The sequence below is a fragment of the Variimorphobacter sp. HTMS_6 genome (assembly GCF_059717775.1).
Genome location: NZ_AP046094.1, coordinates 1,777,946 through 1,790,755, shown reverse-complemented (window position 1 = coordinate 1,790,755; position 12,810 = coordinate 1,777,946). Strand labels below are relative to the sequence as shown.

Annotated in this window: 14 protein-coding genes; 12 read left to right on the top strand and 2 right to left on the bottom strand. The window is 34.6% G+C overall.

Translation table 11 applies throughout. The features are described 5' to 3' along the window. Window positions 1–6: 6 nt before the first annotated feature. Together AC6IWN_RS08060 and AC6IWN_RS08055 are read left to right on the top strand one after the other, a co-directional pair. The gene (locus AC6IWN_RS08060) at window positions 7–834 is read left to right on the top strand and encodes a lytic transglycosylase domain-containing protein (protein ID WP_497991861.1); all 828 of its coding nucleotides are present in this window, start codon (window positions 7–9) and stop codon (window positions 832–834) included. Between the two features lie 26 nt (window positions 835–860). After that, window positions 861–1,319, top strand: coding sequence for a DUF1905 domain-containing protein (locus AC6IWN_RS08055; RefSeq protein WP_497991860.1), 459 nt, complete (start codon window positions 861–863; stop codon window positions 1,317–1,319). Between the two features lie 378 nt (window positions 1,320–1,697). Here AC6IWN_RS08055 and AC6IWN_RS08050 read toward each other — a convergent pair whose 3' ends face one another. Further along, entirely contained in the window at window positions 1,698–2,327 is a 630-nt protein-coding gene (locus AC6IWN_RS08050) for an SIMPL domain-containing protein (RefSeq protein ID WP_497991859.1), read from the bottom strand. A gap of 234 nt (window positions 2,328–2,561) precedes the next feature. Between AC6IWN_RS08050 and AC6IWN_RS08045 the strand changes: the two genes are divergently transcribed. The 10 genes from AC6IWN_RS08045 to AC6IWN_RS08000 all read left to right on the top strand — a co-directional run bounded on the left by AC6IWN_RS08045 (window position 2,562) and on the right by AC6IWN_RS08000 (window position 11,891). Then, window positions 2,562–3,149, top strand: coding sequence for a P-loop nucleotide/nucleoside kinase family protein (locus AC6IWN_RS08045; RefSeq protein ID WP_497991858.1), 588 nt, complete (start codon window positions 2,562–2,564; stop codon window positions 3,147–3,149). 394 nt (window positions 3,150–3,543) lie between these two features. After that, a complete protein-coding gene (locus AC6IWN_RS08040) occupies window positions 3,544–4,791 on the top strand; it encodes an ammonium transporter (protein WP_497991857.1) in 1,248 nt (415 codons plus the stop codon). A 27-nt stretch (window positions 4,792–4,818) separates the two neighbouring features. Then, the gene (locus AC6IWN_RS08035; RefSeq protein ID WP_497991856.1) at window positions 4,819–5,160 is read left to right on the top strand and encodes a P-II family nitrogen regulator; all 342 of its coding nucleotides are present in this window, start codon (window positions 4,819–4,821) and stop codon (window positions 5,158–5,160) included. A gap of 240 nt (window positions 5,161–5,400) precedes the next feature. Next, the gene (locus AC6IWN_RS08030; protein ID WP_497991855.1) at window positions 5,401–6,480 is read left to right on the top strand and encodes a P-loop NTPase family protein; all 1,080 of its coding nucleotides are present in this window, start codon (window positions 5,401–5,403) and stop codon (window positions 6,478–6,480) included. A gap of 9 nt (window positions 6,481–6,489) precedes the next feature. After that, window positions 6,490–7,623 carry a vWA domain-containing protein gene (locus AC6IWN_RS08025; protein WP_497991854.1) on the top strand — a complete coding sequence of 378 codons (1,134 nt, stop codon included), beginning with the start codon at window positions 6,490–6,492 and terminating at the stop codon, window positions 7,621–7,623. Window positions 7,624–7,630: 7 nt separating this feature from the next. Continuing rightward, window positions 7,631–7,972, top strand: a complete 342-nt coding sequence (locus AC6IWN_RS08020) for a hypothetical protein (RefSeq protein WP_497991853.1) — start codon at window positions 7,631–7,633, stop codon at window positions 7,970–7,972. Window positions 7,973–8,359: 387 nt separating this feature from the next. Then, window positions 8,360–8,866, top strand: coding sequence for a DUF6323 family protein (locus tag AC6IWN_RS08015; RefSeq protein ID WP_497991852.1), 507 nt, complete (start codon window positions 8,360–8,362; stop codon window positions 8,864–8,866). After that, window positions 8,866–10,149 carry a DUF6179 domain-containing protein gene (locus AC6IWN_RS08010; protein ID WP_497991851.1) on the top strand — a complete coding sequence of 428 codons (1,284 nt, stop codon included), beginning with the start codon at window positions 8,866–8,868 and terminating at the stop codon, window positions 10,147–10,149. Before AC6IWN_RS08015 ends, AC6IWN_RS08010 begins: the two co-directional genes overlap by 1 nt. A gap of 12 nt (window positions 10,150–10,161) precedes the next feature. Continuing rightward, window positions 10,162–11,058: a UV DNA damage repair endonuclease UvsE gene (gene uvsE, locus AC6IWN_RS08005; RefSeq protein WP_497991850.1), complete on the top strand. Its 897-nt coding sequence runs from the start codon at window positions 10,162–10,164 to the stop codon at window positions 11,056–11,058. Between the two features lie 116 nt (window positions 11,059–11,174). Then, window positions 11,175–11,891, top strand: coding sequence for an HAD family hydrolase (locus tag AC6IWN_RS08000; RefSeq protein WP_497991849.1), 717 nt, complete (start codon window positions 11,175–11,177; stop codon window positions 11,889–11,891). Window positions 11,892–12,141: 250 nt separating this feature from the next. Here AC6IWN_RS08000 and AC6IWN_RS07995 read toward each other — a convergent pair whose 3' ends face one another. After that, window positions 12,142–12,501: a DUF5658 family protein gene (locus tag AC6IWN_RS07995; protein WP_497991848.1), complete on the bottom strand. Its 360-nt coding sequence runs from the start codon at window positions 12,499–12,501 to the stop codon at window positions 12,142–12,144. Window positions 12,502–12,810 lie beyond the last annotated feature (309 nt).

Genomic DNA, 12,810 nt, shown 5'->3' with positions numbered 1-12,810 from the left:
GGTGTTATGGCTAAAATAAACAGTGTATCAAATGTTGAACAGGGTAATTATAATAAAAGTAGTCAAAAGGTCAGTAGCCAGAAAACAGATTTTGAATCCTATTTAGGTGAATCAAAGAGTTTGGATCAAATATTTGATAAGGCAGCTGAAAAATATGGCGTTCCGGTAAATTTATTAAAAGCAATCGGAAAGCAGGAGTCTAACTTTAATCCGAAAGCTCTTTCTCACTGTGGAGCGCAAGGTATTATGCAGTTAATGCCTGCTACGGCAAAAGGCTTGGGTGTTACGGATGCTTTTGATCCGGAGCAGAATATTATGGCAGGTGCAAAATATATTGCTGCAAAAATTGATAAATATGATGGTGATATTAAGCTGGCTTTAGCCGCATATAATGCCGGTAGCGGAAATGTAGCGAAGTATGGCGGAATTCCACCTTTTAAGGAAACTCAAAATTATGTGAAAAAGGTTATGGGATATTATAATGATTCTGATGTTAAGATATCGGACAAGTATAATTATTCTACAAAATCAAGTGACTCAGATAATACTGTGGATGCAAAACCCCTGCATGTTGCTTCTGTTACCATTCCAACAACGATTGCTACGAATAATTCATATCTTTTTGGATCGGATTCATCTAATATCGTGGATAGTACACAGGATTTGGATGCCATCTTCTCGTATGATGACTATATAAAGTTCTTGGACATCCTGTTGCATGATGACAAAGATGAAAAAGAAGAGAAGAATGGGAATGCGAATAATTCTAATTATTCGGATATCACATATAACCCTACCGTATTAAACCTATTGACTAATCAATACAACCAATAAATTAGTGACATAATGGAGATTGACATATGAAACAGGAATTTTCAGCTGAAATTAAACAGCATAAGGATATGAATGGAGCATATATAGAACCTCCCTTTGACGTAGAACGTGTCTTTGGAGCCAAACGTGTAAAAGTGAAAGCTACATTCGACGGAGTGGAGTATCGAGGGTCAATTGTCAGAATGGGTGAATGCTACATGCTTGGTATGACAAAAGATATCCGCAAGTTGATCGGAAAGGGCTTTGGAGATCGTATTCTTGTAACCATTGAAAAAGACGAAGAGGAGAGAATTGTTGAGCTACCTGAGGAATTAGTTGAGGCCTTTTTAACCAATAGCGAAGCGAAAAATACTTTTGAAAAATTGTCTTATACCGGTAAAAGGGAATACGTTTTATGGATTGATGGCGCAAAGAAAGCAGAAACGAGACAAAACCGTATTGAAAAATCTCTACAGTTATTAACTGAAGGTAAAAAATTGAGATAATTATCTTAATATGAATTGAGATAAGATATAAACCAAGATAAAACCAAGATAAAACCAAGATAAAACCAAGATAAAAATACAGTTATAAATAAAGATTTGAAAAAATAATATTCAATAAAAATGACTCAATAAAAATTAATATTCAATAAAAATTAATATTCAATAAAATTAAATAATAACAATAAATAATAACAATTATGAATGAGTAATGATTGATAGAAAAGGGTTATTATACTTAATATCCAAGATACGGAAGGAATCTTTCTTTATTGGAATTAAGTATAATGGCCCTTATGATTTATAATATATTGACTTTATAACTTAGCAGCTATGGATTTTGCGTGAATTTATATTTAACATCTAGAGTGACATTATATATTAGTAAGCAAATTCAACGGTGATGGATGCATCAATCTGCTTCGTACCAGGCTCAACTGGTGTAGTATAAGCCTCTTTTGCTGCAAATACGGGTGAAAATGGAGTAACCACAGGTGTGTTTTCCGTAATTTTAATCGGCACTGCATTAAACATGATTCGTAAGCTGGATGATAATGTTTTCGCTTTTTGAAATGCATTATTTAATGCCAGTGTAAGAGCTTGCTGATAATAAACATCTGGGTTTGCGACATCAAAAGTAATTAAATCAACCACATTTGCACCATTATCTACAGCTGCATCTATAATCGAACCGACATTTCCTAAATCAGCTGTTCTGATTTCAAAAATATTTCTTACGGAGTAACCCCTATCTATTCGTTGTCCGTTTTCATAATCATAGACTTTTTCAATTTGATACTGAAAAGTTTTAATGTCTGTTACGCCAAGTTCTTTTATCGCGTCGAGAACTTGTTGACTTATCATCGCATTTTCTGATTGTGCTTTTGTAACATCTTCCCCATTTGTCTGAACTCCAAAGCGGAGTATTGCAATATCCGGATCAGCTTTTACCTGACCGGTTCCGGTTAATATCATTTTCCTGACAGATGATTCCTCCCTGCTATTTGGCATAGTTAAACTCCCTTGTTTATTCAATTCATTATATGATAAATTAAAGTAAACATGAATGAAAGTTGTCTATCTTTTGTTCATGTATTGATCAATCATATGTTTGATTTTGGATAGTTGAAATAAAACACTTGCATACACTTGTTAACCGGTTATGCTTTACTTCTTGATATCAATTTTATGAAGTGGTATAGTGTTTAATATGGTAGGCGAATATTGGAAGAATGGAGGATTACAATGAAAAAATTAATACTAGTTACTTCACCACCGGCGTGTGGAAAAACTTTTATCTCTAAGCAACTCTCTAAAACATTAAAACATGTGGTATACCTGGATAAAGATACCTTAATTATATTATCCAAACAAATCTTTCAAGTAGCGGGGGAGGAGTATAACCGTAGTTCTAAGTTCTTCGAAGATAATATCAGGGATTATGAGTATGAGACAGTTGTAGCTTTAGCGTTAGAGGCACTTGATTATGATGATATTGTATTAATTAATGCTCCGTTTACAGAAGAGATTAGAGATATTAATTATATTAATAATCTGAAGGAAAAATTAATAGAGAAGAATGCAAGACTTGTAGTAGTGTGGGTTGATACTGCTAAGGAAGTGTGTAAACAACGTATGATTGCACGTAATTCTGATCGTGATACCTGGAAGCTAGAGCACTGGGATGAATATATTGCAGACTGTGATTTCACCGTACCGACATTACTGGATGACCCAAATGTTATTGATGACTTGTTGATTTTTAAAAATTCCTCTGATGAAGAATATGAGGAATCATTGAACAGAATTGTATCCATTTTAGAAACAACATAGTAATTGTAAATAATAAAATTTATCATACCTATATAACAACGCTATTTGTAATTAATACAACTATAACTTGAGTTTACTGTGATTACTATATGGTAAATAATAACATATATTAAGTAGATAATCATGAAATTAAACATATATTTACAAAAATACAATATATTTGACTGGATTTTGAAGGGAAAATGATAAAAATTGTGACTTTTTTTAAAAAATATAAATTTAGGAATTGACATATGTGTCGATTCATGTTAGTTTTTATTCATCAAAGGCGATCATTCTTTTAGACGACAATCTAAAAGAGGTCGCCTTTTTGCGTACGTTATAACGCACAATCGGAGAAGTAACCTGAATTTGTTTCTCCGAATAAAAATCTACTGGAAAAGGACGGATTATTATGGAAATCAGTTTAGGAAATAGCGCATTCGTCATTATGTGTGCCGCACTAGTATTTTTAATGACACCGGGATTAGCATTATTCTATTCTGGAATGGAGAGAAGAAAGAATGCATTAAACACAATTATGTCATGTTTCTTTATTTGCGGTGTTGCTTCTGTGTTATGGGTTATCGTGGGATATTCCCTTTCATTTGGTACGGATCACGCTGGAATCATCGGTGGGTTCAACCATCTGTTCTTTAACGGAGTTGGTGTAACTCCGAATGAGGCATATTCAAGCACAATACCGGAATCGTTATTTGCAGTGTTCCAAATGATGTTTGCAATTATTACGCCAGCATTAATTTGTGGCTCCCTTGCAGGAAGAATGAAATTCTCCGCATTGTTTATTTTTGTAATAGCTTGGTCAATCATTGTTTACTATCCATTAGCTCATATGGTATGGGGCGACGGTGGTTTCTTACGTGAACTTGGATCCGTTGACTTCGCTGGTGGTAATGTAGTTCATATCAGCTCAGGTGTATCCGGTTTGGTAGCTTGTATTTTATTAGGGAAAAGAAGAGAGTTTGGTCTTGTATCCTATAAACCACATAATATTCCGTTTGTTGTAATCGGCGCCGGCCTCTTATGGTTTGGATGGTTTGGTTTTAACGGTGGTAGTGCATTAGCAGCGGATGGTTTAGCAGTACAGGCGATCATTACTACCAATACATCTGCAGCGATTGCGATGTTATCCTGGATGTTAATTGAAAAGATTTTACACGGAAAGCCTACTGTACTTGGTGCGGCTACCGGTGCTGTGGTTGGTTTGGTTGCGATTACACCTGCGGCTGGATTTGTTCCGGTATGGGCGTCCTTAATTATAGGTGCTGTAGTAAGTCCCCTTTGCTACTTCTTCATTACAAAGGTAAAAGGTAAGTTTGGTTATGATGATGCACTTGACGCATTTGGATGTCATGGTGTTGGAGGTATCTGGGGCGGTATTGCGACCGGCTTATTTGCTCAAAAATCGATCAATCCGGTAGCTCAATGGGATGGTTTAGTATTTGGAGAAACAAAATTATTCGTAGCACAGTTAATAGCGATCGGTATAACAATTGTGTTTGCTGCAGTTGCAACCTTCATTATCGTATCAGTAATTAAAGTATTCATGCCGATACGTGTAACGCCGGCAGAAGAAGCACTTGGACTTGACGTTACGGAGCATAGTGAATCAGCATACCCATCCTTTACCGGAATGGACTAAATAGGGTTTAGACAGGAGCGTGTTTTTATGAAAAAAATCGAAGCAATTATAAGACCGGAATGCCTTGAGCCACTTAAGGATATTCTTCTGAAGAATAAAATAAATGGTATTACAATTAATCAGGTATTCGGTTGTGGGAATCAATTTGGATTTACCGAATATATTAGAGGTAACACAATAATTATGAATACCTTACCCAAGACAGAAGTCAAACTTGTAATTCCAGATGAAAGATTAGAAGAGATTATTGACCTAATTACATCGGTAGCTGCAACAGGCGAATATGGCGACGGTAAAATATTCATTAGTGAAGTAACAGAATGTGTTCGTATCAGAACAAAGGAACGTGGGCTAGACGCATTATTATAAGTAAGAACTTAATTAAAACTCTTCAAACGGACGAAAATTCCTTTGAAGAGTTTTTTTGAGATTTTTGGTAATTGCTTTTGAATTAAATTTTCAATGGATTTTTAAGAAAAATGTTGTTTGACATAAAATTATCACAGGGATAAAATAAAGGAAATATATAGTAATAAAAGTAAATGGTGATGATTAATAGTATTATTTCGTAAGTATCAAAAAAATATAAAATAAAGATGGAGAGATGCGATGAAGATTAATGACGCGAAAGAATGTATTAAGCAACTATATTTAAATACCGATTGTGTCACTGCATTAGTTAGTGAAAGAGGAATTGGGAAGTCTTCAGCCTACCTGCAATGTACAAATGAATTGGGGATAGGATATATCAGTCTGTATGGGGCTGCACTGGAAGGACCGGATTTTATGGGGTTACCGGATAAGGATAGGGATCATGGAATTACGGTTTATCTTGCTCCTCAGTTTCTGCCAACAAAACAAGCGATTAAAGAGGGTTTGTATCCACCAAAAGGAATTCTTGTATTGGAAGAAATTAATAGAGTTCCCAGTGACACGGTATCAGTACTTTATCCGTTATTACTAGAGAAGAAGATAAACGGTCATGACATCGCGAAAGGTTGGGCGATCGGAGTCACGATGAATCCTGATACCATGAATTATATGGTGAATTCTCTGGATGATGCGATGATTGATCGTTTTATTTCAATAGAAATTAGTGCTGATCTAGAAGATTATATCCTATATTCACTAAAGAATAATCCGAATGATGATGTATTGGCATATCTTCAGGCATGTCCAGATATGCTACTTATTGTAAAGAAGGCTGCAGATTCGACCGCATTATCAAAATATCCAACTCCACGTGGATGGACTAAGGTACAGGAGGTTTTAAATAATTGTAAGCTGGAAGATAGGCTTTTACGTGAGTTGGTGGCTGGTATTGTCGGAACGCAGGCAGCCTCATCCTTCCATGGATTTTTGAAAAATAGAGATATCAAAATTCCTTCAACGAAGTTATTACTTACGAATTATAGAGAAGTCAAACTGGATATTCTTCATCTTATTGAACAAAAGAGGATGGAGATTTTGAATTATATTATTAAAAAGGTTGTGATTGCCCTTAGTAATAAAAAGATAGAGTATGAAAATGTAGATGCATTCGTTGGTGATTTACCGAGTGAATTGCAAATTCTATTTTTTAAATATCTGGCCGCACAACGAATAGATATCGCTGAGATATTTATGGAGCAGTCTGAGAATTTTGCATCGATTAGTGAAATGATGATTGATATTATGCTTGCAGAATAAGGAGACGATATGAGTATTCAAGAAGTGGTTATGAAGCTATTATTAGAGTATCCGTACTATGGTTATATTGCTTCATCGGTTACGATGGTAGAAAATAACCATATCCCTACAATCACGATGGCATCCATTCCCGATTTAATCATATCTTACAATCCGGTCTGGTTTCAGAGCTTATCAAATAATGATAAAATCGGAACCGTACTTCATGAATTACTTCATGTGATATTAATGCATCAATACCGGAGAGAGAATCGTGAGAATATTTTATGGTCAGTCGCGTGTGATATGGCTATACAAGAATTACTTCCATCAAAATATATCTCCCAGGAATGTGTGACTGTTGAAAGAATAGAAAAAAAACTTAAGAGAACATTTCGGAGAGGTGAAAATGCGGAATATTATTATGCGATCTTAACCGATTCGGAAGAGTTTTTATCCTTTATTACTTCTACGTCGGACAGTATCCTAATCTCGGAAGGAGATCAACAGCTACAGGTACAAAAAATCTCAGAGCAATCAGCCACTTCCATAGAAATAAATGCATTAAAACATAATTTGGCTCAGTACTTTTCGGATGCAAAAACAGAGGGTGAAGTACCAGAGGGAATGGAGAATCAAATAGAGGAGATATATCAGGATATTCATATTAATTGGAGAGTAATACTAAAGAGATTTTTAACTGGACGAGGGAAGATAATCACGCGGAAATCCTATAAAAGACAATCCAGAAGATACGAAGAGCTCCCGGGGACAAAGCGCTCCGTCGGAATCAATGCATTGATCGCAATTGATGAAAGCGGATCGATATCGGATTCTCAGGTAAATGCCTTCTATCATGAATTGATAGAAATTAATAAGATTACCGGTACCTCCATGTATGTGACCAGATTTGATACACAATGTTCAGAACCAGTGCCTCTGGGCTCATTTGTAATGAATCAAAAAAGATCAAAGAGGGGTGGTACGGATTTTCGACCTGTTTTTCAACTTGCTGATGAAAGAAAGATCCCTTTATTAATTATATTTACGGATGGTGATGGAGAATCGCCACCATATGCAAACCAGAATACGTTATGGGTGATGACGAAGAATTCAAAAAAGCCAGCCACCTTTGGTTATTATCTTGATTTTGAGGAGGTGTAATAGAGGGATGACTTATATGTTAGCCGGAGGGCAACTGATAATCGATAAACAAGCCTTTTCGAAGGAAGTTCTTCTTCCGAATAGTCCGTTGAAACGACTGATCGGAACCCAGAAAAAGAGCATAAATAAACCTCCAATGATTACAAAAAGTGAAACCAAGGTAATCATCGAATATGATCATTCTTGTGAGATTGAACTAGATGCTAGTTTTTACGATATATTTAAAAATTTAAAAATAAAATATAGGGATAAAATTAAGGGTAGAGTCGTAATTCAGATTACGGCCTTAAGTTCCTACTACGTTAATCTGGATCTAAATACGGAGGATGAGAAAGTGATATATGAGTAAGAACGTGACAAAAAAAGGGGTGTTGAAAAATAATTATTTATTTTCAACACTCTTTTATATTATAGAAATATCTAGTCATAATTCGTACAAAAACATAAATTAATAAATTTTGTGTTGGGTTTCAAAAGATAAAAAAGATTAGAATATCCGTAGAAAAAAGCCAAAAATAAAACGTTGACTTAATTAATAGATTGGCATATAATTAGAGATAAACAGCTGGTATATAATGATAACTATTTTATCACAACTATACTATATCATATATCTTTGCTGCTGTCAATACCTATTCTAAAAATACTTATGAATGATTATAAAAATATTTTCCTAAGTAAATTTGTTTCTGCGGCTTAAAGTTAGCAGGTTATAAGGAAGGGCATGGTTATTATTATGAATGATTTATTTATGCTTTTACCGGTTTCATTATTAAACCAACATATGATTACAGAGGTCAGAAAATGCAATGATTATTCATCAAAGTATGGGTTAATTCTTACAGAAGAAGATATCAATACATTAGTAATTCATCGTAAGGAAAGTTTGCAACAGAGCGGAAGAATCGAATTTGGTGGAGGGGTAATTCAAAAGATTATTCTTGAATTTGCGGATTCTCCTTACATTAATCAAGACTATTATCTTGACATTTTGTCACAGTTGCAGGATATATTTTATCATTTTAAAAATGAGTCATTGGAAGAACTCACGGATGATGAATTAATAAAATTGATGAAAAAATACTTTGACAATGTGTGCAATGGCGCTATTGAATACTTAAGCACAACTGCACTGGAAAATTACTGTAGAGATATTCGTTATGGAGAGAAGTATTATCGTGAAAACACCGGATATGAAGATAATTATATTGATTTTTTGGATTGGGATGAGGGGGAATATTAATGAATCAGATTTTTAAAATAACTTACATCCAAGAGTTTGAATTAAAGCAGGATTCTTATTTTCAGTCCTTATTTGAATTAATAAGTGAAAGAAAAGTATTAACTTTGAATGAAATTGAGAGGATTCAGCTCTCTTTGGTTGAACTTTTAGCAAAAGAGATTGATCGATACACGAACAGAGAAAGTACTTCAGTTCCGGTTGAAAAGGCGCAGGATATCTTACGCTCAATATCATACAGTCTCGGAGTGTATCTTAAATCAATACCAGATATGCATGAGAAAATAGATGTAATGGCTCACATAGATCTAAAAACTCTGTTTCATGCCGGTATGGATCGTATTAATTTGCTTAAGAATGAGGCAAAGGATCTTCTTGGTTGGGTTCAGAATAATTTGATAAAAGTAAATCACATCGCACTGGAAGATACTGTTCTACAAGGAATACCAGAATTTTTTCATGATTATAATATTGAGTATTCAGCTGATGAGATCGCAGGAAGTATCGATTATCAGCTTTTACATTCTGTAGAAGGATTAATTGGGGTGGAATATATACTGGAATATCTCAAGCGATTAAAGATGGAGAATATGTTTTTATTAAATTTCTCAGAATATGAGATAAGTGGGTTGATGAAAGCATTTCATAAGGATTGTGAACATATGTTGATTAATCTGTACGAGCTTGCATTGACGAATGCGCTTGGTTGCGTAATCAGTGGTGTAGAACCTACTAAGCTTATCTTAACAACGAAGGATGTATCATGGCTTACAAAAAGATTAACCAATCAAACCATGGATGAGAGAAAAGAGGAATTAAACAAGGCATTCGAAAAATTAGTTGAAATGTTTCATATTGCTTCTGATACCGTAAACTACACAAAGCCTTGGCTTCAAGATTTATCATTAAGGGTTGAAAAAAATCTTGAAAATGATACATTGGATAGAATATTTATTTCTTACCCAGACCAAGCGGAGGAAATCGATATACTGGTTAATGAAACAGTAATGGAGGATGAAGATTTAAGAAATCTAATCGATGAACTTCAGGTTATTACTTCCGTTTCGTTAAAACTGAATCGGATCAGGGAATGTGTTCACAGTATGGAGGATTGGTCGGAGATTGTGAATGAATGCTTCTATGGAGAAGAACTTCAGGAATTGATGACCCTCCTTACTAAGCAGGAGAAAAAAATCTTAATGAAGCTTCTGAAAGAAGAAGCAGGGATGGAAAATCTCACAGATTATTCTCCGAACATGGAATGGAAGAGAACGTTTTTAAAGTAAGGAGATAAAAAGATGGCAATCGGTTATGCTTGTCTGACAGTAGACGTGCCGGATACAAAACAATCAAGATGTATATTGAAAAATGCAACACCCGATCATTTGAGAAAATTAATTCGGATGAATCTGGAGGCGCTCAGTAATATCATTGATTATAATAAAGAGAATAATATAAAACTGTTTCGTATCAGTTCTGATATTATTCCATTTGGCTCCCATCCGGTAAATCAACTTCATTGGTGGGAGGAATTTCAACAAGAACTAGATCAATTAAGTGAAAAGATTAATGGGGCAGGAATACGGGTGTCGATGCATCCGGGGCAGTATACGATTATCAATTCTCCAAATTCGGAAGTGGTGGAACGTGCAGTTATGGATTTGGAATATCATGAACGATTTTTATCTTCGCTTCACATGAATGAGAAATCAAAATTAATCTTACATGTGGGTGGTGTGTATGGAGACAAAAGTCTTTCAATACAAAGGTTTATAAAGGAGTACCATAGATTACCTTTTGAAATCAAGAAGCGTCTGGTTATTGAAAATGATGATACGAATTATAATATAGAAGAAGTGGTTGGGATTTATGAAGAAGTGGGTGCCCCTATTGTATTTGATAATCTGCATCATAAAATAAATCCACCTTCTATTATGAAAGAGGATAGTGATTGGATTACTGTCTGTGCGAGGAGTTGGAGTAAGAAGGATGGAAAGCAAAAAATTCATTATTCCCAGCAAAAAGAAGGTGGTAAACCAGGGAGTCATTCTGATATGATTGATGTTTTGGAATTCTTAAATTACTATAATTCACTTCCGGATAAAACGATAGATATTATGTTGGAAGTGAAGGATAAGAACCTCTCTACAATAAAGTGTTTGTCAGGTATTAGGGAAAATTCTGAAATTTGGTAAAAATCTATTGATTTGATACACATCATTTGTTAAGATAATTAAAAATCACTGGGTCTGATTTAAGTTTACTATTAAGCGAATGATTAATAGAATCAGCAGACTAAATGGAGGAAAAAATGAATACCTTTCTTTTTGATCTAGACGGAACTCTTTTACCGATGCAAAGCACGGAAAAGTTTCTTGAGGTATATCTTAAAGCGGTTGCGGCCAAGATTATCCCCTATGGCTATGACCCAAATGAATTTATCAAAGCATTAATGGTCGGAACAGAATTCATGATTAAAAATGATGGAACTACAACGAATGAAACATTATTTTGGAATGAATTCCGAAAACTGATTAGAACGGAAGCAAAGAATCTGGAAGAAATATTTGATGATTTTTATAAGAATGAGTTTGAACTTGCTAAAGCAACCACATCCACAGAGCCACTAATCAGGGAGTGTATCAAACTACTCAAGGATAAGGGATATACAGTTGCGATCGCTACCAATCCATTATTCCCGAAAGTGGCAGTACACAAGCGAATCACCTGGGCGGGGTTAGATCCGGAGGACTTCGATCATATTACTACTTATGAAGTAAGTTCCTACGCAAAGCCGAATTTGGATTATTATAAGGAAGTACTTGAGATTATCGGCAAGAAACCGGAGGAATGCATCATGATAGGGAATGATGTGGTGGAAGATATGTGTGCAGCCGAGCTCGGAATGGATACATTTTTACTTACGGACTATCTGATTTGTCCTGAAAATATGGAAATTGCTCATATTAAGAATGGAAGTTACCAGGATTTATTTGAATTAATTCGAAAACTTCCCAATATCGCATAACATAATTAAATGAAAGGCTGTTGCTATGTAATCGATATGTTCTCTTCTAGATAGATAAGTAAAACAACAAAAATTGTTTACTTTGGAGGGAGCATATCTTACTATAGCAGCAGCCTTTATATCATTGGTAGATGTTTAAAGCATGCAAATTTGCATATTGCATACTTGAATTTGGCATAGGCACTCATCATAATTACTGTTTCATCTAATCGAGGGAGTGTGACTTCACTTTTGAGGATGGCTTATCAACTTAATACATACTCATGAAATAGGGTAACAGACAAACCCAAACCAGATGGGTCACATTAACGAATGCATAAATTGAGAGCGATATATTTACTGCGATGTTTGCCGCTTTCAGCTGATCTAAATTAGCTGCTTTCATACGGTGGTAGATATAAAAAAGCAGGATCGCAGGTAGGATGACTTTAATCATTACACTGGCAAGAGGGCTGCTGACCGCCTTCACCATAAAAAAGTTTGCTTCCGCGAAAAATCCTGTTTGTAGAAGTACAAGAGTAAATAAAATATCTGTAACATTTAATAAATATAATAGGATAAATTTCTTTTTAATTGTTTCTATCTCATAATTCTTTATAAAAGTAATCATTCATACACCTCCATGGCTTCATTATTACCAGATATTAGTAAAATAATCATGGGAACAATTAATTTTATTAAACAAGCCTTCGAAATTATGCTACTTTTAAATTGTTTATTGGAACAAGATGGGCATTCATGTATAATGAAAGAGATGTATTTGAACAGATGTAAAGATTTAAGAAAAGAAAAAGTTAAAAGAATAGATGTAAAAGGAACATATATAAATAAAAAAATAAGATTAGACGTAATTAGTACAGTTTTATTTAGAGCAGATGTAATTGATTGGATAAATTTGATTAGGTGAACATAGAACTGA